The 20,724-nt window shown below is 36.8% G+C and carries 26 protein-coding genes; 12 read left to right on the top strand and 14 right to left on the bottom strand.

The annotated features are described in order from the left end of the window. Positions 1-89: 89 nt before the first annotated feature. Positions 90-698, top strand: a complete 609-nt coding sequence (locus tag HCX49_RS04570) for a hypothetical protein (RefSeq protein ID WP_168126317.1) — start codon at positions 90-92, stop codon at positions 696-698. Between the two features lie 174 nt (positions 699-872). Further along, entirely contained in the window at positions 873-1,064 is a 192-nt protein-coding gene (locus HCX49_RS04565) for a hypothetical protein (protein ID WP_084825366.1), read from the top strand. A 483-nt stretch (positions 1,065-1,547) separates the two neighbouring features. Here HCX49_RS04565 and HCX49_RS04560 read toward each other — a convergent pair whose 3' ends face one another. Beyond that, on the bottom strand, positions 1,548-2,258 hold the full coding sequence (locus tag HCX49_RS04560) for a type 1 glutamine amidotransferase domain-containing protein (RefSeq protein ID WP_165905813.1): 711 nt from the start codon (positions 2,256-2,258) through the stop codon (positions 1,548-1,550). Positions 2,259-2,815: 557 nt separating this feature from the next. Here HCX49_RS04560 and HCX49_RS04555 point away from each other — a divergent pair. From HCX49_RS04555 to HCX49_RS04515, 9 genes are all read left to right on the top strand, one after another. Continuing rightward, positions 2,816-3,025: a hypothetical protein gene (locus tag HCX49_RS04555; protein ID WP_168126316.1), complete on the top strand. Its 210-nt coding sequence runs from the start codon at positions 2,816-2,818 to the stop codon at positions 3,023-3,025. A 192-nt stretch (positions 3,026-3,217) separates the two neighbouring features. Then, complete coding sequence (locus HCX49_RS04550; RefSeq protein WP_206368231.1) at positions 3,218-3,877, top strand: SCO family protein; 660 nt, start codon at positions 3,218-3,220, stop codon at positions 3,875-3,877. A gap of 30 nt (positions 3,878-3,907) precedes the next feature. Beyond that, entirely contained in the window at positions 3,908-4,753 is an 846-nt protein-coding gene (locus HCX49_RS04545; protein ID WP_168126315.1) for a FixH family protein, read from the top strand. Between the two features lie 42 nt (positions 4,754-4,795). Then, positions 4,796-5,662 carry an MbnP family protein gene (locus tag HCX49_RS04540; RefSeq protein ID WP_168126314.1) on the top strand — a complete coding sequence of 289 codons (867 nt, stop codon included), beginning with the start codon at positions 4,796-4,798 and terminating at the stop codon, positions 5,660-5,662. 1 nt (position 5,663) lies between these two features. Continuing rightward, a complete protein-coding gene (locus HCX49_RS04535) occupies positions 5,664-6,761 on the top strand; it encodes a cytochrome-c peroxidase (protein WP_237682714.1) in 1,098 nt (365 codons plus the stop codon). After that, entirely contained in the window at positions 6,758-7,639 is an 882-nt protein-coding gene (locus tag HCX49_RS04530; RefSeq protein ID WP_168126313.1) for an MbnP family protein, read from the top strand. The genes HCX49_RS04535 and HCX49_RS04530 overlap by 4 nt, the downstream gene beginning before the upstream one ends. 3 nt (positions 7,640-7,642) lie before the next feature. Further along, positions 7,643-8,707 carry a cytochrome-c peroxidase gene (locus tag HCX49_RS04525; RefSeq protein WP_168126312.1) on the top strand — a complete coding sequence of 355 codons (1,065 nt, stop codon included), beginning with the start codon at positions 7,643-7,645 and terminating at the stop codon, positions 8,705-8,707. A 129-nt stretch (positions 8,708-8,836) separates the two neighbouring features. After that, entirely contained in the window at positions 8,837-9,802 is a 966-nt protein-coding gene (locus HCX49_RS04520; protein WP_317166807.1) for a transporter, read from the top strand. 43 nt (positions 9,803-9,845) lie between these two features. Continuing rightward, positions 9,846-10,340, top strand: coding sequence for a c-type cytochrome (locus HCX49_RS04515; RefSeq protein ID WP_237682713.1), 495 nt, complete (start codon positions 9,846-9,848; stop codon positions 10,338-10,340). A 112-nt stretch (positions 10,341-10,452) separates the two neighbouring features. On the opposite strand, the gene HCX49_RS04510 is transcribed toward HCX49_RS04515, so the two are convergent. The 10 genes from HCX49_RS04510 to HCX49_RS04465 form a co-directional block, all read right to left on the bottom strand. After that, positions 10,453-11,322, bottom strand: a complete 870-nt coding sequence (locus HCX49_RS04510) for a helix-turn-helix domain-containing protein (RefSeq protein ID WP_168126311.1) — start codon at positions 11,320-11,322, stop codon at positions 10,453-10,455. 31 nt (positions 11,323-11,353) lie between these two features. Next, positions 11,354-11,734, bottom strand: a complete 381-nt coding sequence (locus tag HCX49_RS04505; protein ID WP_108160931.1) for a hypothetical protein — start codon at positions 11,732-11,734, stop codon at positions 11,354-11,356. 144 nt (positions 11,735-11,878) lie between these two features. Beyond that, positions 11,879-12,253 carry a hypothetical protein gene (locus tag HCX49_RS04500; protein ID WP_132767560.1) on the bottom strand — a complete coding sequence of 125 codons (375 nt, stop codon included), beginning with the start codon at positions 12,251-12,253 and terminating at the stop codon, positions 11,879-11,881. A gap of 138 nt (positions 12,254-12,391) precedes the next feature. Next, positions 12,392-13,501 (bottom strand): hypothetical protein, encoded by a 1,110-nt coding sequence (locus HCX49_RS04495; protein WP_168126310.1) that lies wholly within the window; start codon positions 13,499-13,501, stop codon positions 12,392-12,394. A 328-nt stretch (positions 13,502-13,829) separates the two neighbouring features. Beyond that, the gene (locus HCX49_RS04490) at positions 13,830-14,684 is read right to left on the bottom strand and encodes an MBL fold metallo-hydrolase (protein ID WP_206368229.1); all 855 of its coding nucleotides are present in this window, start codon (positions 14,682-14,684) and stop codon (positions 13,830-13,832) included. A 116-nt stretch (positions 14,685-14,800) separates the two neighbouring features. Then, a complete protein-coding gene (locus HCX49_RS04485; protein ID WP_168126309.1) occupies positions 14,801-15,673 on the bottom strand; it encodes an AraC family transcriptional regulator in 873 nt (290 codons plus the stop codon). Between the two features lie 216 nt (positions 15,674-15,889). Then, a complete protein-coding gene (locus tag HCX49_RS04480; protein WP_168126308.1) occupies positions 15,890-16,432 on the bottom strand; it encodes a cysteine hydrolase family protein in 543 nt (180 codons plus the stop codon). Positions 16,433-16,629: 197 nt separating this feature from the next. After that, positions 16,630-17,043: an OsmC family peroxiredoxin gene (locus HCX49_RS04475; RefSeq protein WP_168126307.1), complete on the bottom strand. Its 414-nt coding sequence runs from the start codon at positions 17,041-17,043 to the stop codon at positions 16,630-16,632. A gap of 100 nt (positions 17,044-17,143) precedes the next feature. After that, complete coding sequence (locus HCX49_RS04470; protein ID WP_168126306.1) at positions 17,144-17,992, bottom strand: helix-turn-helix domain-containing protein; 849 nt, start codon at positions 17,990-17,992, stop codon at positions 17,144-17,146. Positions 17,993-18,346: 354 nt separating this feature from the next. Then, positions 18,347-19,243, bottom strand: coding sequence for an SDR family oxidoreductase (locus HCX49_RS04465; protein ID WP_168126305.1), 897 nt, complete (start codon positions 19,241-19,243; stop codon positions 18,347-18,349). Positions 19,244-19,357: 114 nt separating this feature from the next. Here HCX49_RS04465 and HCX49_RS04460 point away from each other — a divergent pair, with 114 nt between their 5' ends. Continuing rightward, positions 19,358-19,690: a winged helix-turn-helix transcriptional regulator gene (locus tag HCX49_RS04460; protein WP_168126304.1), complete on the top strand. Its 333-nt coding sequence runs from the start codon at positions 19,358-19,360 to the stop codon at positions 19,688-19,690. Positions 19,691-19,786: 96 nt separating this feature from the next. Here HCX49_RS04460 and HCX49_RS04455 read toward each other — a convergent pair whose 3' ends face one another. The 3 genes from HCX49_RS04455 to HCX49_RS04445 form a co-directional block, all read right to left on the bottom strand. After that, complete coding sequence (locus tag HCX49_RS04455) at positions 19,787-19,957, bottom strand: hypothetical protein (protein WP_168126303.1); 171 nt, start codon at positions 19,955-19,957, stop codon at positions 19,787-19,789. After that, entirely contained in the window at positions 19,944-20,168 is a 225-nt protein-coding gene (locus HCX49_RS04450; RefSeq protein ID WP_168126302.1) for a hypothetical protein, read from the bottom strand. The genes HCX49_RS04455 and HCX49_RS04450 overlap by 14 nt, the downstream gene beginning before the upstream one ends. A 129-nt stretch (positions 20,169-20,297) precedes the next feature. After that, positions 20,298-20,666: a DUF5675 family protein gene (locus HCX49_RS04445; RefSeq protein ID WP_317166823.1), complete on the bottom strand. Its 369-nt coding sequence runs from the start codon at positions 20,664-20,666 to the stop codon at positions 20,298-20,300. Between the last annotated feature and the right edge of the window lie 58 nt (positions 20,667-20,724).

Raw genomic sequence — 20,724 nt, 5'->3', positions numbered from 1 at the left:
CCTGTTCACAATCGAACAATCTAATCAATGACCCATATTTATATTATGAAAATTCTTTAATTTTATCATCTCCCTTTAAAAGAATTTTTATGAAAGTATACCTTCTGCCGTTTTTATTCGTTCTATTCGCTTGCCAAAATAAAATTGAGAAGCAAACCAGTATAAATGAAAACATTAAAAAAAACTCATTTAACCATATCTCTTTAGAAAAAGATTATGAAGAGATATTACTTGCTATACTGACCTATGATTCTTCATACCATGAATTAATGAAAACTAATAAACCCCAAGCATTTATCAATAATCAATTTATCAAAATTTCAATTGATACACTTAATGATGAATTACCACCATCGCCAAATGGTGTAACAATTAATGAATTACTTACAGTAATAGGTAATACTGCTCTAGATTCTATCGGATATTTTAATCAAACAAACAATTTAAATACGGTTTTTGTACCAAAGGAAATTGCTATTGTATATAAAGTATTGGACGGTAATAAATTAAAAATGCCAGAATATTATTTTTCAAGATATGATTTCCACATACCTATCTTATCACATAATGAAAAAAAAGCCTTTGTATCCCTAGATTACAATTGCGGGCCTCTTTGTGGAGGAGGATCAAATTTTATCCTTAACAAAATTAAAGATAAATGGATCGTCGTTAAACGTAACGCTACATGGATTTCTTAATATTTCAACAAGGAAATAAAATCTAATTGTCCACATTGGCCATAATCAATTAAAATGCAACAAAATTTGAAATTAACCTTGAAATATATTACCTTTAGTATGAAACCAAAAGCGGGTTTAGGGCTGTACTTAAAGGCTTTATCACGCATAATTATAAATCATTAATTACAAACAATGGATAATTTAAAAAATTATAAGTTCGGTGTATTCTATTATAACCCTTCAGACCCTCGTCTATTAGTACCTAAAACACGCTCGAGTATACACGGATACACATTGAATTTTGCAAAACCCATCAGTTCTGTCATATTGGGCATATTCATCTTCCCTGCTGTAGCACTTCTTTACCTAATTTTCAGAAGCTAACTATTTTAAAATATCAATTAAGAGCATAAGCACTTTCCAAAACAATAAGATGCGATTAAAACGCTTTAGAAAGGCTTGAATGAAAGTTATTATAGTGATTTACGACAGAATTTTTCATTAAAACTGCGGGGACAACATTGATAATTTTAATAAAATAAACGAAGCTTTATGTAAAAAAAGTTAGGGGAACGAATAAATATATGAAACAGTGTTCGCTATTATTTTCATAAAAAAGGTTCAATCACCTCGATTGAACCTTTAGAACTTTAAGTATTGGAAAAATAAAAGCTCCCAAAATTTAGAGAATAAAAATATCTTTGGCTTCAGCGGCTGCGGAATATTTTTCTTCAAGTAATTGTTTAAGTAAAAGCAGTTTCTGTATTACCCGTGATACAATTACTGCATTGAAAAAAAACTACAGAATAATAACGTTCTAACTGACACAGCATCCCTTTCATCCCTAATCTTATCATTTCTTAATGATTAAATATCTTTAGGACTTATCTCTTGAAGCACTTCAATCAATTTCGTCGCTGTTGGACCAGCGGATAGTGGGTTCTGCCCGGTAACCAAGTTTCCATCGCGCACCACATGCGGTACAAAAGGTACCGGAGCCGAGCTGAATGAAGCTCCCAATTCTCTTAATCTGGATTCTAATTTAAAAGGGATATAATCACTTCGCATCACGAGATTTTCCTCCATATTGGTAAAAGCAGTCACGTGCTTACCAACCAAGAAATCAGGATCTGTTTGTGCAAGGGCGACTAAAGCCGCAGGACCATGACACACAGCCCCGATCGGTTTATGCTCTTTGATAAAGTCCGTCAGTAAACGTGACACCTCAGGATGTCGAGCCAGATCCCATAAAGGACCATGCCCTCCTGGAATAAAAACACCATCAAAGGCAGAAGATTGAACGCTTTCCAGTTGAACGGTATTCTTAAATCTTTGCTGTGCGTTTTCATCATCCAGAAACTTACGGTTATCACTAGTCAAGTGTTCGGTTAACTTACTCATCGGATCAAGAGGTGGTTCACCTCCCAATGGACTGGCCAAAAGAACTTGATATCCGGCCTCTTCAAATTTATAATATGGTTCTGTCATTTCACCTAACCACACCCCAGTTTTACTATCTGTCCCATCCATTCTATCATGGGAGCTCAATATCATGAGTATATTCCGTTTATTTTCCATTTTAAAAATCCTTTAAGTAAACATGAATGACAATAGACTCAGATAACAATTCGAACAAAGCAAAGTTTGCAGGCATACTACCCGATCTAGGACAATAAATACCTCAAATATCACTTAATGAACATCTGCACAACAGTAGGATTTTCATTCCATCACAGTTTACTTTAACCAAAGATCACCCAACACGGTGCAAGACCCATTGTCATGTATTTGATAATATACAATACCTGACAAAAAAATTAACTACTCACAAAGCACCTTTTGTGCATTCTAGAATAGTTTCAAAAAGAACTGCTGATACAACCCAAAGTTGTCCCGAAACACAACATAATGTGCACGAAAATCAAAACTACATTAGATTATAGGGCGGTATATTTGTTGAAAATTTCACTGATTTGAAACAATTGACCATATTCTTACTCCTGCTAACGTTCTTATTCCAGACGTTTAGTAGAATAGGTATGCTCGTTGATTACAAATTAAACACAAAAGAATATCTCAAATCGTGTGAAAACATTGATAAACCTACCATGCATTGTAAAGGTCAATGTGTACTCATGAAAAAGCTGAAGAAGCAGGCTGAAAAAGAAGCAAAACAAGCAACCGTTAACTTAGAGCAGTTAGCTTCTATTCATCATCTTGACACCTTCGAATTTCCGAAAAATAATCGCATTGCACGACGTATTACCAAGCACTATCCACAAGATATGAGCTATACTTTCCTTTTTGCAGAAACAATCTTCCACCCACCCCTCTTTTCCGCTTAATTGTACAAAACAATTGACATCATCTGTCATCAAAGACTTTTCATTTCTCAGCATTAATTGATACCTATATAGGCTATCCAGTACACGCTATTCATTATTTTGAATCGCTCCGCTACATCGTACTCATTTATGAGCTACAAGTGTTGCACAGGTTAGCCATATACAGAACCATTAATCATAACATCAACATAAATGTTATCAAAACATAAGCATATATTTCTTGGCTGTGCATCTATTGCGCTGTTCATGGGTATGGTAGGATGCGCATCATCTAGCCAAAATAAAGAACTGCCCATTTTAGGGGAGAAAGAAATCATTTCCACTTCAAAAGATGGTATTACACAAAGTGATACAAGCTATCATCGTATACCCCAATTTCGTTTTGTGGATCAAGATAGTAACTGGATCAGCAATGAAGATTTAAAAGGTAAAATATATCTTGCCGATTTCTTTTTCACTCGCTGCCCGACCATCTGTCCGATCATGTCCAAACACATGCTTGAGGTAGCCAAACATTTTCAGAACGAGCCACGTTTTGCCATCCTTTCGCATACCATAGATCCAGATCATGATACGCCATCGGTTTTAAAAACCTATGCTCAAAAACTGGGCGCACCAGACCTATGGAAATTTGTCAATGGCCCAAAAGCAACAGTATATGACATTGCGGGAGCCGCAGGTTATTTCTCATTTGCCACAGAAAGCCCAGATGCACCAGGTGGTTTTGATCATAGTGGTGTATTTACACTCGTAGATGGAAAAGGGCATGTAAGAGGTGTCTACAGTGGTATTGAGATGGACTCCGTGAAAGTTGCCATACAAGATATTCAACAATTATTGGATCAGCGATAACTTATTTCAACAACATTAATAAAAACAATTATGAAGCGTATAATAAAAATAACGATCCTTTACATCACATTAATTCTAGTACAGACATCTTTCTACGGCTGCAATAATATGACGAAATCAACTGCAACACAGTCAGAAAATAAACATGCTTCAAATAGCATAGATCTTTCCAGTATGATCATGCTTGGAGACACAACCTTTGTAGGTCATCAAGTATCACTCTGGACACCAGATAGTCTAACCAATAAATTTGAAAGCCTATACTTGAGATTAGAAGATGGAAAAGGAAATCCAATAAATGACCAAGAAGTAAATTACGAAATCACAATGGATATGGGAATGATGTCCCATGGTGGACCTTATGACGCTCTAGTCAACAAAGGAAACGGCATTTTTCAAGCTGATATGGTATTTATCATGGCCAATATGAAGGATATGGGGAGAGGATGGCTATTCAAAACTTTACTCAAAGGAAAAGATAAAACAGATACCTTGACTTTTGCCCTCCCAGTACAACAAGCGACTATACCCCGCACTATAGCTACAGGAACAACGACAGATGATCGCGTATTCGTATCCTGTTTAATTCCTAATGAGGTCGAGTCAGGTAAGCACAATATCGAATTTGCCTTACACAAAATGGACAGAGAGACCTTTACCAATCTAGATGGATATACCATAGCCGTAGAACCTTTTATGCCTGCTATGAAACATGGCTCTCCAGAGAATAAAGATGCTGAAAGCAAGGGAAATGGCCGTTATTCCGGCTTAGTCAATTTCACGATGTCTGGAGACTGGGTTATCAAAGTTAAGCTTTTGAAAAATGGGGAAACAGTATCACAAGATAGTTTGGTCTATCCTATCAAAATCAAATAATAAATCACAAAAATTTAACAAAACAAATTATAACATAATAAAATGAAAAACTATTCAAAAAAAGGAGCATTTAGCCTATTTTCCTGCATCCTATTATTGACAGCATGTGAAAAAGAAACAGTCGTTCAACCTAACATTGATGCAGCATCAGGTAGTACCACTTTAATATTTGATGCCCGATATGGTGATGCTGACTTCGAATTGAACAAAGCATATGATTTCAAACTCAGCAATGCTACTGGTCAGTTTGATCTAAAATATGAGTTCAGCCAGCTTCGTTATTGGGTCAGCAACGTTCGTTTAGTCAATGCTGCTGGCGAAGAATTCAAAGTACCAGAATCCTACTACCTCATCGAAGAAAATGTGGAAATTCCTGTACAAGAGGGATCATTTGACAAAAAATATCCTGCAAATAAAAGAGAACAGGTGCAGATAGGTTCTATACCAGCAGGTGATTATACTGCTATAAAATTTGCTGTCGGAGTTGATTCAAAATACAACGATAATTTAACCCTACGTGCTGGCGAATTATCCTCCTTAAATGGTATGGCTTTTGAAAATTGGATGTGGTTCACCAGTTATAAGTTTTTTGTGGTAAATGGAAAAATGACCTGGGTAAAAGCATCTCCGGAAGCTCCTGCTTCACAAACATTCTTTTGGGACTTCGCTTCAAACAATCTCTATACGGAGAAAGAAATTAAACTAGATAAAGCGATCACTATTAATGCGCAGATGAAATCAAATATCAACTTAGAATTGGATGTCAAAAAAGTAATCGATATCGAAAACCCATGGTCCAACAGATTGATCAGCGCATCCAAAAAGGAGCTCATGACACAGTTAAAAGACAATCTGCTTACCAAGGCCATCACATTAAAAAGCACAAGTTCGACTGCTATAGCAAAATAGTATGATGATAGGCAAAGGACTAAAAGTAGGAGTTTTCACAAGCATAGTATTAAGCTTGTGCACGATCTCATGTGGTAAAGTACAAGTGGACACTCCGCTACCGGATCAAACTCCTACTCCTTTGATGCTAAAAGTCCCGGCCCATTTTCCGGCACCAACAAAGATGCTCGACAACCCCCTGACGGTTGAAGGAGTAAATCTAGGTCGTCATCTTTTTTATGACCCCTTGTTATCTGCAAATATGCAGGTAAGCTGTGCAAGCTGTCATCATCAAGAACGAGCATTTGCAGATGGAGTGGCACTTACGGCTGCAGGTGTATCAGGAAAAACACTTGAGCGGCATTCTCCGACATTGATTAATCTAGCATGGACTGATCAAGGATTTTTTTGGGACGGTGGTGCAACAAATCTAGAATCACAGGCCTTTGGACCGCTTACACATGCTGACGAAATGGGAATGTCCTTAGTCACTTTGGCCAACCGGCTGATAGCTAGTGAATTTTACGTCAACTTATTTCAGCAAGCTTTTGCTGAAAAACCATCAGCACAAGGTGCCGCAAAAGCATTGGCGCAATTTCAGCGAACCTTGATATCGAGCAATTCGCGTTATGACAATTATCGAAGTGGGCAAGATTTGAAAGCCCTTTCCGCAGGGGAACTACGTGGAATGCATCTTGTAAAACAAAAATGTGGGACATGCCATAGTGGAGAACTGTTCACAGACAATGCTTTCCATAATAACGGTATTGATGATGACTTTACCGATGACTCCAACGAATGGATACATCGCGGACGTTATCGCATATCTTTTAATCCGATAGATCTGGGTGCCTTTAAAACACCAACTCTAAGAAACGTAACACGCTCTGCACCCTATATGCACGATGGAAGATTCAAATCACTTGATCAGGTGTTGCAGCACTACAGATCTGGTATTAAGCATAGTCCGGTCACAGACCGACTTCTTTACGATCAAAATGAAAATCCTGGCATAGCCATGAGCGATAAAGAAATGACAGAAATAAAATCATTTCTAGAAGCATTGACAGACGATATATTTTTAAATGAAACCAATTTTTCTAATCCAAATAAGAAATGAAAAAAGACAAAACAAATGTAGGCAGTAGAACCGCTATTACAGCGATGATAATCCTGCTATTAACAATAACAGGAGCATGCAGCAAAACTGAAGCACCTACCCCCGATGAAGAAAAAACTGGACAATTCTCTATCGAATTTGACAATATAATGGGCGAAGAAACTTTGAGTTTCGAACCCCGAGTTTATAAAAATGCAAAGGGAGAATCCTTTAGAATTAAATTGTTGCAATATTTCATCAGCAATATCAAGCTCTATAAAGCAGATGGCAGTAGCTATACAGTACCTCAGGATGACAGTTATTTTTTAGTAAACGCAGCCGATCGTACCACACGTTTCACAAAAGTAAAAGTGCCCGAAGGAAACTATGAAAAAGTTGAATTTGTCATCGGTGTAGACAGTGCAAGAAGTTCGATGCCTGTAGAAAAACGGACTGGCGTACTATCATTTAATCCAGAAGAAGGACACGAAGGTGGAGGTATGTACTGGGGATGGAACAGCGGTTATATCTTCTTTAAGATGGAAGGTTACTGCGATTTGATCTCCGACAATCAACAAGGAGATCCCACTGGAAATAAACAGTTCAAATATCATATCGGTGGGTTTGGAGGTTACAATGCCCCCACCTTGAACAATATCAAGACCATTACAGTAGATCTGAAAACTGCAGGAACAGCACAAGTGAGAGAAGGGTTACGCAGTAACGTCCACCTATTTGTCGATATCATGAAAATATTCAATGGTCCACACACATTCAGTATTGTGGAGCATCCCAATGTCATGTTCAGTGAATACAGTGTGAATATTGCCAACAATTTCCCGCATTTTTTCACACATGATCATACCGAAAATTTTGTGAAAAGTGAAGATGAATTATAACTGATGAAAAAAATATTTGTGCTAATTGGAATTGTTGCCCTCGTATGGGCATGCAAAAAAGGTGAAGACTCAATTCCTGACCTCTTCACAGGCTTCTTGAAACCAAGTAATTTTCCTGAGCCAACTTATAATTTTTCTAGAAACATGATTACAAAAGAAGGCTTTGAATTGGGCAAGCGTCTTTTTTACGAACCGCGCTTATCCCGTAACAATACCGTTGCCTGTGGCAGTTGCCACATCCAGTCTGCAGCATTTACCCATCATGGTCACGATGTGAGTCACGGTATTGATGATCGGCTAGGCATACGCAATCCTATGCCTATTATGAACATGGCTTGGCAAAAAGAATTCTTTTGGGACGGAGGCGTCTTTGATTTAGATCTTGCAGCAGTCAACGCGATCACAAATCCTGTTGAAATGGATGAAACAGTACCCAATGTGCTTAGAAAATTAAGAGCACATCCTGATTATCCTGCGCTATTTAAAAAAGCCTTTGGGACAGATGAAATAACCGATGCACGTTTTTTCAAAGCCCTATCACAATACATGCTAATGGCTGTAAGCAACAATGCTAAATACGATCATGTGATGCGCAAAGAAGCAGGATATGCCTTTACTGAACAAGAACAAAAAGGCTATCTTTTTTACCAAAAAAACTGTTCATCCTGCCACAACGAGCCCCTGTTTACCGATAGAAGCTACCGTAATAATGGACTTTCTCCTAATCGAGCTAACGACACCGGTCGAGATTCTGTGACCTTAAATCCCGCCGATAGATATAAATTTAAAGTCCCTAGCCTTCGTAATATTTCCTATACTGCCCCTTATATGCACGATGGACGTTTTCTGACCTTAAATCGGGTTATTGAACATTACCGGACAGGAATGGTTGATTCCCCTACCCTTGACCCCGTTTTTAGACAAGCGGATGGATCGTTAGGTATAAAAATGAGCGATACTGAAAAAGATAATCTGATAGCATTTTTAAAAACTTTAGATGACCGGGATTTCTTGACCAATAAGCTATTGGCAGAACCCGAAATAAATTCGGGCTTTGTTGTCAATTGATCATCTGATTTTCAAGCAGCATTGGTCCTCTTCTTACATTCCTATATCGGATTTAACATGTAGATCAACAGTAAGCACAGATGACAAGCATATACAATTTTCGACATATTATCATAAAAACAGCGACAAATGAATACATACAAACACCTTAAAAAAAATACGATATACGGTCTATTGACCGCATTAGCATGCGGACTGATGATCCCTATCTCAAAAGCATGTGATATCTGTGGATGTGGTGTCGGCAGTTATTACATTGGTATTTTACCAGACTTCAATAAACGCTTTATTGGGCTTCGCTATCAACATAAATCGCTTCTCACACACTTAGGACCTACCGGCAATCGCACGCCAATTACCGCCGATGAAACCTATCAAAGCATGGAAATGTGGGGTGCATGGAATATCGGTCAGCGGTGGCGGGTAATGGCAATTTTGCCCTATAACTTCAACACGCGTACCATAAAAGGCAGCGGAGAGCAGGGGAAGAAAAATGGAATGGGCGATGTCGTAGCAATGGGCTATTTCAAAATATTTGAAGAAGCGAAAGGCACCGCATCCAACAAAATGCTCGTCCACTCGCTATGGATAGGCGCAGGTGTAAAAGCACCTACGGGCAAGTACGATGCAAGCGAACGCAGTAATGCGGCTCAGGACTCACCAAATAACTTTCAATTGGGTACCGCCAGTACAGACTTTATGTTCAATCTTGCCTATGATGTAAGGCTGATGGATCTAGGTCTGAATGTCAATACCACATACAAATTGAACACGGAAAACAAATACGATTACAGATACGCCAATAAATTCACTGCCAATGCACTCGCATATTATAAATTTAATATACGCGATCAGGTACGTATAGCACCTAATGCTGGTGTCACTTATGAGACACAGCCAAAGGATGTCGTCTTTGGAAAATATGATGTCGCACAGTCTGGCGGAAACTCCACCACAGGAATTATAGGTATAGAAGTCAATATCGGAAAAATATCATTCGGCGGTAACTATCAATCCCCTTTAAGCCAAAATCTTGCTGGCGGTCGTGTAGAAGCTGGCGATCGGTTTCTTACCCATTTGTCCTACAGCTTTTAAAAAAGCAAAAAGATTGTCTTAAGCTCTAAAAAAATAACATAATATGAAATCTATTAGCTCCATATCCATACTCGTATCATGCTGTATATTCAGCATGGTTGCATGTAATGCTAACAACACTGCAGACTCAGGTGCAAAAAAAAACGAACCTGCTGTTGAAGAACCCACTCCAGTAACGCTTCAAGTAAATGATTTTCTAAAAGAAGGAAATAAAGGTGTAGGCGGCATCACGAGTTTTGAACACAAACCATTCGATCAAAAATTAGCCGATGAGGGCAATAAATTATTCATTGTCAAGTGTACGATGTGTCATGAAATCAAGGAAGATAAAATAGGTCCAGCACTTTATGGCGTCACAAAAAAAAGAACGCCAGAATGGATGATGAATATGATCTTGACCCCTGATAAGATGCTAGCAGAAGATGCAGATGCAATAGCACTCAGCAAAACTTACGATGGAGCAATGGCGGCTCTAGGGTTAAACCCTCAAGAAGCAATCGCAATTCTGGAATACCTGAGACAAGAAGATTCGAAATAGAAAGAAATTTCACATCCGACATCATTAAAAAAGCTGGCGGTAAGAATTGATAAAAACAAAAAAAGGGATGAAATATTGATCAATTTCACCCCTTTTCTGTTCTGCAAAATGGTTACTGCTTTTTCCTATATTCTTCAGGACTCACACCATATTTCTTTTTAAAGAAAGTAATAAAATAGGATACATTTTCAAAACCAAGTTCAAAAGAGATTTCCGAAATATTCTTATAGGTATGAATGAGGAGGCGTTCAGCCTCCATCAGTACGCGCTCCCTTATCAGTTGGCCAGCAGATATCCCTCTCCTTTCCTGACACAAACGATTGAGATAATTCGTGGAAATAAAAAGCTGATCAGCATAGAATGAAGGCAAGCGCTCATGCGCAAATTGCTCGCTGATCAAGCGTTCAAAAGAGATCACCTTCTCCTCTTTTTCATTTTTTGGTATTTCAGTTCCTTCAGTATTGACATTGCGGCTGAGTGTTCCCAAAAAAATATTCAAGTAGGAACGCAGTATATTTTTAGCGTCAGGATGGCTAAATAAATATTCGCGATGCATTGTTTCTAAAATCATAGGCCAACCTAACTGCTGTTCAACAGCAACATTTTGGGATTGCATCTTTTGCGTTTTTAAAAATGAAAAATGATGCAGTACATTATCGTTGTACCGTTGCGTAAAAAAATGCTCTTCAAATAAAATAACCCAACCGTCTTTTTGATCATTTTCTGTCAACAAACTCAATACGGTACTAGGGCTGAAAAACATAACCTGTTGTTGCTGTAATTGACAGTTATACTTGTCAATATTCAACGTAATAAGTCCTGATGTTAAATAAATAACCGTATAAAATGTTCTTCGATTTGGTAGATGCAGATTTTGAAGACAACTATAGTCATCTTTTAGATTGTATACGATTAAGCCAATATGATCGGGATCAATATTGTTTAATGATATTGTGTTAATATTTTCTGTTTTTATAACCATAATTAATGTAATTGCAAAGTGAGATAATCGACTATACAAAAAACAAAATGGGTGGCTTGAAAATAAATCTATCCGTCCCCTCCAATACAAGATAGCGCTGAAAAAACAAATGTGCAGCACGTAAATCAGTAAAGTCTTCGTCAGACTTCAGTAAAAAACAGGTCAAAGGAAGATAAATATTCAGATCGATCTGCTTCGCTTTAGGAGCAGGATCTTGTTGGTCTCTTTCCTTTTCCAACTGCTTATCGATATAACAGAATCCACTGCAGGTCACTGCCGGCTCAAACCGATTAATGCATAATTGGGTTGTAATATAATCCTTATTGAGCTCAAAACCCATACAGATCCAGGTACAGCTCGTTGCTTGTATGAAAATGGCTAAGACAAGAAGTATCGATAATTTAGCGCGCATTAAAAACTTAATAAATAATAGCGTTCTACAGTCTTGAATATTAATTATCAAGCACGAGAAATTCAAAATAAATAAGGGTATAGCTATCGGTTTATTTCAAAATGAGATAGCGAAATAAATAGTCAGAAAGACTAGATGAGGATATTAGCAGCTAGGTGGTCGCAAAATACGATTAATACGATTAAAAGTATAATGAGAATGGCGCATATCAAAATTTGTATTTGTCGTATGATCGACAAAAATCGCAGGCATATTAAGCACGGTAGATGGTATTAAAACAAAGGCTTGCGCTTCCTTTATTTTATTTTCTATATTTTTCTTTTCATCTTCTCGCGCTTTTTTCATTTTCTTCATCAATACACATGTGCCCTTGCAATGCAACTGAGGAGCATCTCTATTTTCACAGAGATATTGCGCTATATAATCACGATTGATATAAAAAGCACTTACAACCACTACTCCCCAGCATGCCTGAAACAGCATGAGGACAGATAGGAAATATAAAAGTACTCTTTTCATAAAGTTCAAATATACGCTATTTTTAAGCAATTTAGAAACATTTCGACTTAAATCGCAGTACTTTTTTCAGGTACCTCAGCAGATGTTTAAAATCTATATAGCCTACTTCTGAGGCTATATAGATCCTGATCTACGTTGTTAATTATCGGACAGAATTTGCATCACTAAATTAAAATCTGTACTAAGCATTACTCCATCTGGAGATTTACTTTCAATAATCAACTTATATGTTCCCTCGTTTAAAGAACTGTTTTTCTTTACCTGGATGATTCCAGAAGTTTCATCAATAGAAAAAATCGCATTACTATCATTAAAACCATTATCATTTAGAGTGATGGCTTTAATGCTAAATTTGCCTTTAAACCGTCCAGGATTTACCACCGGGGCATCAGATTTAAAAGAATTACCCAAAGGGATAACAAAACGGTTGTAAATGATTGTTAGGTCAAAGTCCTGATAATAGATCCCATAAAACAGTTTAGGTTCTGGCAATATCGATAATTTAAGATCTCTTTCTGCCAATTTATAACCGTTTTTGAAAAGTATTGGTCTCAAAGTATATACCCACTCTTTCTTTTTATTCGGATCACCAGCTTTATCAGATACCACAATCTGATTATTGACGATATTGACATGCTGATCTTTATTGCCGTATGAAGGATCAAATTGAAAAATTGCACCTTCCATATTGAAGTTATCCACTACCAGATCAAATGTATTTTGGGGATCGTTGTACAGGCAATATGGAGTCAGTAGCACTGTGGCATTTGGTTCATTTTTTAAATAAAGCTGAGCAGGGTTTACAACCAGATTAATTTTTTTTGAAAACCCCTTTAAACCATTTTCAGTTTTAGAAGTAATGATAATAGGGTAATTTTCTGGGATCGTATTCTGAAATTCGGATGAAAACGTATTGTTTGGATATAATTTACCAGAATAAATAAACATCCTTGAATGCTCACGATCAAATTTAATTGACTGCTTTACAAGATCCAACAAAGAGTGATCCTTATCGACCTGTTGACCAGGATGGTCGACAGTTATTTCCAAAGAAATATCATCGGCGCTATATTCTTCAGGAAGCTGATAAGAAAGGGTGTCACCATAGGTTACGGAAACGCCATCCGGTATAGGTAATGGAGGTAGATAACCATTGACTATCGTATCCTTAGTACAGGATGTCGCGACTAAACAGAATAGCGTCATTACTCCTAATTTTAATAGCGATAACGTTTTAAGATTGCACATTTTTTTTTCAATTAAAAAATAAAAAATAGTTGATTTACATAAATCAGATTCAATCGCAAAATTAGACGCTTTTGGAGTATATAGATTTCGGTTTTCGTGCACATAGTTTTATTATTCAAATCGATGTATAGATTGATCAAAAACACATGGAAATAGTCTGTATAAATAGATCATTTAAATAAATAAAACGGCTATTTTCCAACGTATCGATGGTACTTGCCAACCATATATCCAACCGATGATATACAGAAAGGAGCACATGATAGATGTGCTCCTTCTAGCATGAATACACATGCTTATATCTAAAAAAACAATTTGTTACCGCTGCTTAAAGTACTATTTTTTGTCCATCTGCCGGTATGATTACTTTATCGGCAATCCCCTTTTCTTCTACATAGTCAGCCAATGCTTTGCGCGTTAGAATACAGTGATTAATTGCTTCCATGTGAATTGCGATAATAGTTGCCTGTGGCAAGATTTGGTGCACTTTATAGACATCTTCTTTTCCCATGATAATGGCACCAATACCATCTACTTGAGCGTCACCTGTGTTCAGTACGACAACATCAGGATTCAGTTTTTTCAATTGTGACTCAAAATCTTGATTCCAGATTGCATCACCAGCAAAATATACAGACTTCTGATCGGCATGAGTAAAAAATATTCCCGATGCGTGTCCTAATAATTTCGCCATTTGTGCATCCGCATACGCTTCGTCAGAGCCATGTTGTGCATGTGTTTTTTGCAATTTGATATTGCCATAATGACTATCCGCGTCCAGCACCTCAATATTATTAAATCCTTGTAGTTTGATTGCTGCAGCATCAGCATCATTTTGTGCAAATACGGTTTTATCTTTTGGAAGCATCTTTACGGCTACTTCATCCCAGTGATCCGCATGCATATGGGTGACAATTAGGGCATCCGGATTTAATAAATTTTTTACCTCCACAGGCAGTTCCACCATAGGATTACGTAAATGTGAATTTGCTGTACCCGGAAAACCTGGATAAGCCCCTTTTTTAGCCAACATCGGATCAATAAGGAATTCTTTTTCGCAATATTGGAAAACAACAGTCGCATTTCTGATCAGCTGAATGCTTGCATTTTTTATCTTTTTTGTCTGGGCAAATGTGGAAAAAGCCATTATGCCTAACGCCACACTTAAAATCAATTTTCTCATATCTATTATTTTGTATCTTTTAATAAAGGTGATTACAATCAATGCATTGAAGAATCTCCTAACCTTTTATAGGTACAAAAGTAGTGCAGAATGATCGAGCCCATTCTACCAAGAAGTTATGAAAAGATACCATTTTGATAATTAGCGTAAAACTGTCCAGCCGTCATACCTGTTTGTGCTTTAAAGAAACGCATCAGATGATTGGGTTCTGAAAAGTTTAACTCGTAAGCTATTTCAGTTATTGTTTTACCTGAATGGATCAAATCGTTTTTAATTTCAAAAAGGAGCCGTTGTTTCAAAAGATGAGTTGCTGTTACATGGAACAGCTTTTTTACGACAGCATTTAGCGTAATTCGGCTTACTCCCAATAGTTTCACATAATCTTCGATTCTTTGATGATGTCGAATATGAAGTTCCAGCAAGAGTTTGTATTGGTAAGCAAAATTATGCTCAGTATTATCCAATGATAACTTATTCTGAATAGCATATACACGATTGAATTTTTGCAGAAGGTAATAAGTAAGCGACCGGATGATATGTGAACTATCCGGTTGAGGAGAAACAAGTTCAAGCTTAATCTCGGATAGCATGGCACAGATTTTAGCTATCTCCTCCCGTTCCACGAGAATATCGAGCGGAAAATTCAATTGATAAAAATACAAAAGACGATAGGTAAACAATTTGTCCGAAAAAAAATCATTCAAAAAATTTTCCTGAAATACAAGTACAGTAAAATCAAGATCATCAGGTGCTAATTTCCATTTTCTCTTTTGAAAAGGTGAAATAAAAACAATACTGTTATCTGTTAATTTTATTTTCTGCTGATTCAATATCAACGTCCCCTTTACCTTCTTGAAAATAACGATTTCAAAAAAATCGGTATTAAAAGTATCCGTATTTAGGTAACTCTCTTTTACATCTTCACCAATCAAAACATTGAGCAACACCTCAACACCGCAGTCAGATTTATGAAATTTGATTGTATTCATTTTAAAATTATTGAGTATCTCCTTTTTCGCTTAATTTCTTATATGTATTCGACCATTTAAATAAAGATAATTTTAAAAAAGCATTTGATGATAATTAATCTGTTTTATCTTAAAAAGACGGTCAAATAATAATATACAAGCAAAAAGAGTCCATTTTATTGGACCCCTTTTTTGCGTTTTAATAAGCGGTACTGATACTATGTATTGACCGAACACCTATGCTGACAAATATTCTTCAGTATCCTGAATTTTAGCATAGAAAAATGTTAATGCCGCTAGAAAAGCATGATGTACATCAGCAGCTTTTACATGCTGACCATTGATTTCTAGGTCACGAGTTGCACAGGCATCACTGATCACCGTACAATCAAACCCAAAATCAAATGCAGCGCGAGTACCAGCATCTACACACATATGGGTCATCATACCTGTAATCACAAGTTCAGTAATATCGTTCTCTTTCAGATATGCTAATAGATCAGTGTCCCGAAAACTATTTGGATAATGCTTGGTAATTACTTTTTCACCTTCCAATGGCTTTACATTATCGTGTATTTCAACACCTCTGGTACCAGGTGCAAAAAATGGTGCACCTTCTGGAGATACATGCTGTACATGTACTACAGTCAAGTTCTCTTTTCTAAAGTGCTCAAGCAATTTTTTTGTATTTTCACTAGCAGGAATAGGGTTAACCAATTCCATAGCACCATTTTCAAAATAATCATTTTGAACGTCTATAATAATCAAAGCTTTACTCATAACTATTTTATTTATATTATTCGTCAAATTTAACGCTAAACTTAGGTCTAGCTTATACCATTATGAATTATTAAACTACCATTTTGATAAATAAACATTTAACCACATCTTCAGTTAGCAATAATAAAGTATCGGTAATATTGCTGGTTCATTAAAAATAAACGGGTTGAACAGTATTCTGTTTGGTTAACCAATTTTTATTTTAACAGTATAGCCTCTAAAGAAATATCAATCTTAAGTGCATTGCCGACTGGACACATTTCCTTGGCTTTCTGTGCAAAAACTTGGAACTGTTCTTCATTTATTCCAGGAATTTTAGCTTGTAATGTCAAATTGGAATTGCTGATAACATTGTTGCTTATCACCAGCGAAATACTTGTTTCAATAGTGTCGGCAGAAAGTCCGTTTTCTCCGAGGATATAAGCCAATGTCATTGTATAACACGAAGCGTGAGCAGAAGCGAGCAATTCTTCCGGATTGCTAAAACTGCCATCATTTTTAGCATAAGAAGGTTTAAATGCTATGCTATTCAATTTCGAATTTTCAATATCCAATTGTCCGTTTCCCTGTTTAAAACTTCCTTGCCAAACGGCTTTAACACTTGTTTCCATAAACTTAATTTTAATAAAATTTTATAGTACAAAGTTACCGGCTCTTAAAATTTCATACAATGGATATAGGGCACATTGTATAGGACATTTTGCCCATTCTTTAGTTTTTGCTTTGTGTTTTTCTAAATTCAATAGGTGATTTTTCTGTTTGTATTTTAAAAAAACGGACAAAATAAGATTGGTCATCATATCCAAGCTGGACAGCTATCTCCTTTACCGTAAGATCTGTATTGGCAAGCAATCGCTTTGCCTGTAGCATAATCCTATTCTTTATAATGGTATTAGGTGCTATACCTTTTTCATGTACAATTTTTCTAGTCAAAGTCTTAGGGCTGATGTTTAGCAGCTCCGCATATACCCCAACGCGATGAAATCGGTGATAGTTTGCTTCAAGCAATTGACTGAATTTTCGACTCACCTCACCCTCTTGAGTGCCAAGATAAATTTGTTCAGACGTTCGGTCTACCCACGCTCTGCTTGATGTAATGATCAGCTCTTTAAGTTTTGTTCTAGTCATTTCCTCAGTCCAATAATCCTCCTTATTCAATTCCTGACTTATCTCATCGACTATCCTATTAAATGCATTATTTTCATCCTTTGTCAATTTAATATACGGTGTTTCAAAAACATTGTTAAACAAAACGCCATCACAGGTGAGCTCTTTATCGTGGAAAGCAATACAGTAAAACTGGGGATTGAAATAGATCAATTTCCCTTTACTGCGATCACCAATTTGAAATTGCTGTCCAATATTAAAAAAAAACAATGTATTCTCTTCGGTTTTATAGTCTTTAAAATCAACTCTTATCGTACTTCCACTAGCTGCATAAAGAATGATATAACAATCCTTTGATTTCAGGCAAGGCAAAGTAAAATTAGGAGATGAAATTGAACTGTCAAATTGCAGATAGCCAATTTTTTTGTTTCCGAATGATTTTGAAATCTCCATAATAGACAAGTTTAAATGATACGTTGACGTGATTAATTTTGTAAAATACTGTCTTTAAATTAAAGCGCTATTACTACACATTTGTAGCGCAATATATAATCTGGATCGATTAATATATAAATTTCTGCACAACAAGATTAAGAAATCATTTCAAAAAGGTTAATCATAAAAAAACAGGACGGCATTGCGTAGCGCCAGCCGTCCCTGTTTAAATTATTCATAGGTATTAAATCCGAATTGACATCATCTGGTTTCTTATGTAAACCAGATAAGTACTCCCCAACTCTGATCTCACTTTCGCTTGAATAGCATAATGGGACAGTTTCTTTCCTTTCTACTATAATAACAAATTGGTTATTTAATGAAATAATTTTTATTATCATGAGCCCATTGCGCTAACGAAGTCATTTCCACAGGAAGTTTTTCCAAAATTTCATTCATTTTCGAATTAAACTTAGGTGGAAATTCAGTTGCGTTCTGAAGATTCTCGTAATAAGCTGCAACACTAGCTGCACCTGCTTCTCCCACAAACGGTTTTAATATATCACCAAATTCATTAGGTTTTTGAGGATAATACACAATTTCTTCATCTACTCCCTTAGAAAACTGCGTCGCCAGATCATTCCCTTTTAGGTTTTCCATGCCACTGATTTTGAAAGCATCTGCTTTTAAAGCAACATTGTAAATCGCTTCAACGACAAAAGCGCTCACATCTCTAGACGCAATCCAGCCAATTGGCATCGCCTCGGGAGTAGGATAAGCCAATTTTTTCTCATTTGTTATAAACGGGGCACAAAATGCACCCATCATATTTTCCATATAGATTGTAGGTTCGATAATAACATAGTCCACTCCACTATTTTTCAAATAATCTTGAACATCCAATTTCACGTCATCAACCGGAGAACCTACTTTTTGAGACTCTAACCAACCACTTGTATTCCAAACAATTTTACTAACTCCATTTGCTTTCGCAGCATCAATCACATTTTTTGAATATTGTAAACCATCAAATGGATTCGGCAATGAAACAGGAATCATAAAAGCAATAGCATCAATACCCTGCGTAATTTCTAGCATTTTGGCTGCGTCATTCAGGTTTGCCAATACCGGTGTTGCACCTGCTTGAGTTAATTTTTCAAAACTTTTTTCCGAACTGGTCGCAGCAAATACTTCTGCACCTTTTTTCTTTGCTTCGCCAATTACATTGAACTGTTGTGAGCCCGTAGCTCCAAATACTAAAATTCTCATTTGCTTATGTTTCTTTATCTATAACTTGGTCAAATCTAATAATTAACTTACTTTTACACAAGTACTTACAAAATAGTTTGGTACTTACCAAATGGTTAGAATAGCTGAATATCAATGGAAAAAAAAATAAAATCAACTGCTCCTTGTGACGAGAGGTGCCCTGTAAGAGCCTCATTATCTTTGTTGGCTGGAAAATGGACACTGATGATCCTATTCCAGATCAACGAAAATACAGTGCGGTATGGCGAACTAAAAAGAACAGTGACCGGCATCAGTGAAAAAATGCTCATTCAAGAATTAAATATGCTGGTTGAGAATAAATTGGTGATTAAAAAAGTCTATCATCAAGTTCCTCCCAAAGTGGAATATACACTAACCGAATTAGGATTGAAAACCCTGCCGATAGTTGATCAACTGGCTCAATTTGGTCTCGAAAATTTAGTTTAAGGATAAATTTTACTATTTTTTGATACCAAGTACTGATCTTATCAATTGATAGAAACTACTGGGCTGATCCAATAATAGAACAGCCTAGTAATTCATCTATTTGTGTCTCCCCCTTAACCTACCTAAAAATCTACTTGTCAGGTAACTTACAACAGTCCCGACTACAGCCATCAGTGCAGTATGCATGACATCACCAAGAGAAAAACTCGCCCAGATGGAACATAGCGTACCCCCTAAAGTACCGATACGGATATCATTCATCTTCATCAAGCACCCCCTTTTCTTTATTCCGAAGTATCTGCTCTGGTGGTGGTGACTGCTCCTCTCCTTTTTTGTCTTTATCATCCAGCACCGTCTCCACCACACCAAGACCCAATGCAATGTATTTAATAATATTCAATGCCTTTCCCGGCAGTTTAATCGGCGCCAACAAGACCACTTGCAACGCCGCACTTATTTTTTGAATTATTTTTTTCATTTATTTAATGTTAGAAGGTTAGAAAGTGAGTGAGTGAGTGAGTGAGTGAGTGAGTAGGTTAATAAATAGCTAGGAAGTGAGAGAGTTAATAAGTTAGAAATTCCCTGTGTAACTCCGTCACTTCGTTACTCATTTACTGATCACTTCAATAAACACCTCTCCGTTCACCATCATCTCCACCAGTTTCTCATAGAGCGCTACGTACGCCTTTTTAGACTGATAGATCTCGTAATCGCCATCCACTAAGGCCATCTTATTTCCAACCAGTACACAGCCGGAGGTATCCCCGATGTGATTACCGATATGGATATAGACGTACTTAAAATTCGGGATCTGCATGATCTCGATCATCCCACGGTGGATCTTTGGAAATTTTCTCTTATAGCGCGCGTTCATCGCGCCGTAGGTATTCAGGCCAAGCCTGTATTTACCAGGTGGAATTGCAGTGCTTCCTTTTATTTTAGTTTTACGGACAGCATCTTCCAGACCGTATCCGATAAACTAGTCATCGAGGTATAGCTCAGACAAGGTACTTTCCTTCCCCTGTTTGACACGG

The sequence above is a fragment of the Sphingobacterium sp. B16(2022) genome (genome assembly GCF_012030425.1).
Lineage (GTDB): Bacteria > Bacteroidota > Bacteroidia > Sphingobacteriales > Sphingobacteriaceae > Sphingobacterium > Sphingobacterium anhuiense.
Note: the sequence above shows the minus strand (reverse complement) of the source record. Positions and strands in the feature narration are given on the sequence as shown.

Bases quoted from the DNA above. Each gene is read 5' to 3' on its own strand.
- HCX49_RS04455 (WP_168126303.1), bottom strand. From the start codon at position 19,957: ATGAAGATGAATGATATCCGTATCGGTACTTTAGGGGGTACGCTATGT.
- HCX49_RS04570 (WP_168126317.1), top strand. From the start codon at position 90: ATGAAAGTATACCTTCTGCCGTTTTTATTCGTTCTATTCGCTTGCCAA.
- HCX49_RS04505 (WP_108160931.1), bottom strand. From the start codon at position 11,734: ATGCGCGCTAAATTATCGATACTTCTTGTCTTAGCCATTTTCATACAA.
- HCX49_RS04485 (WP_168126309.1), bottom strand. From the start codon at position 15,673: ATGAATACAATCAAATTTCATAAATCTGACTGCGGTGTTGAGGTGTTG.
- HCX49_RS04465 (WP_168126305.1), bottom strand. From the start codon at position 19,243: ATGAGAATTTTAGTATTTGGAGCTACGGGCTCACAACAGTTCAATGTA.
- HCX49_RS04520 (WP_317166807.1), top strand. From the start codon at position 8,837: ATGAATACATACAAACACCTTAAAAAAAATACGATATACGGTCTATTG.
- HCX49_RS04560 (WP_165905813.1), bottom strand. From the start codon at position 2,258: ATGGAAAATAAACGGAATATACTCATGATATTGAGCTCCCATGATAGA.
- HCX49_RS04460 (WP_168126304.1), top strand. From the start codon at position 19,358: ATGGAAAAAAAAATAAAATCAACTGCTCCTTGTGACGAGAGGTGCCCT.
- HCX49_RS04470 (WP_168126306.1), bottom strand. From the start codon at position 17,992: ATGGAGATTTCAAAATCATTCGGAAACAAAAAAATTGGCTATCTGCAA.
- HCX49_RS04535 (WP_237682714.1), top strand. From the start codon at position 5,664: ATGATGATAGGCAAAGGACTAAAAGTAGGAGTTTTCACAAGCATAGTA.
- HCX49_RS04565 (WP_084825366.1), top strand. From the start codon at position 873: ATGGATAATTTAAAAAATTATAAGTTCGGTGTATTCTATTATAACCCT.
- HCX49_RS04540 (WP_168126314.1), top strand. From the start codon at position 4,796: ATGAAAAACTATTCAAAAAAAGGAGCATTTAGCCTATTTTCCTGCATC.
- HCX49_RS04480 (WP_168126308.1), bottom strand. From the start codon at position 16,432: ATGAGTAAAGCTTTGATTATTATAGACGTTCAAAATGATTATTTTGAA.
- HCX49_RS04510 (WP_168126311.1), bottom strand. From the start codon at position 11,322: ATGGTTATAAAAACAGAAAATATTAACACAATATCATTAAACAATATT.
- HCX49_RS04550 (WP_206368231.1), top strand. From the start codon at position 3,218: ATGTTATCAAAACATAAGCATATATTTCTTGGCTGTGCATCTATTGCG.
- HCX49_RS04450 (WP_168126302.1), bottom strand. From the start codon at position 20,168: ATGAAAAAAATAATTCAAAAAATAAGTGCGGCGTTGCAAGTGGTCTTG.
- HCX49_RS04490 (WP_206368229.1), bottom strand. From the start codon at position 14,684: ATGAGAAAATTGATTTTAAGTGTGGCGTTAGGCATAATGGCTTTTTCC.
- HCX49_RS04530 (WP_168126313.1), top strand. From the start codon at position 6,758: ATGAAAAAAGACAAAACAAATGTAGGCAGTAGAACCGCTATTACAGCG.
- HCX49_RS04515 (WP_237682713.1), top strand. From the start codon at position 9,846: ATGAAATCTATTAGCTCCATATCCATACTCGTATCATGCTGTATATTC.
- HCX49_RS04545 (WP_168126315.1), top strand. From the start codon at position 3,908: ATGAAGCGTATAATAAAAATAACGATCCTTTACATCACATTAATTCTA.
- HCX49_RS04525 (WP_168126312.1), top strand. From the start codon at position 7,643: ATGAAAAAAATATTTGTGCTAATTGGAATTGTTGCCCTCGTATGGGCA.
- HCX49_RS04555 (WP_168126316.1), top strand. From the start codon at position 2,816: ATGAAAAAGCTGAAGAAGCAGGCTGAAAAAGAAGCAAAACAAGCAACC.
- HCX49_RS04495 (WP_168126310.1), bottom strand. From the start codon at position 13,501: ATGTGCAATCTTAAAACGTTATCGCTATTAAAATTAGGAGTAATGACG.
- HCX49_RS04500 (WP_132767560.1), bottom strand. From the start codon at position 12,253: ATGAAAAGAGTACTTTTATATTTCCTATCTGTCCTCATGCTGTTTCAG.
- HCX49_RS04475 (WP_168126307.1), bottom strand. From the start codon at position 17,043: ATGGAAACAAGTGTTAAAGCCGTTTGGCAAGGAAGTTTTAAACAGGGA.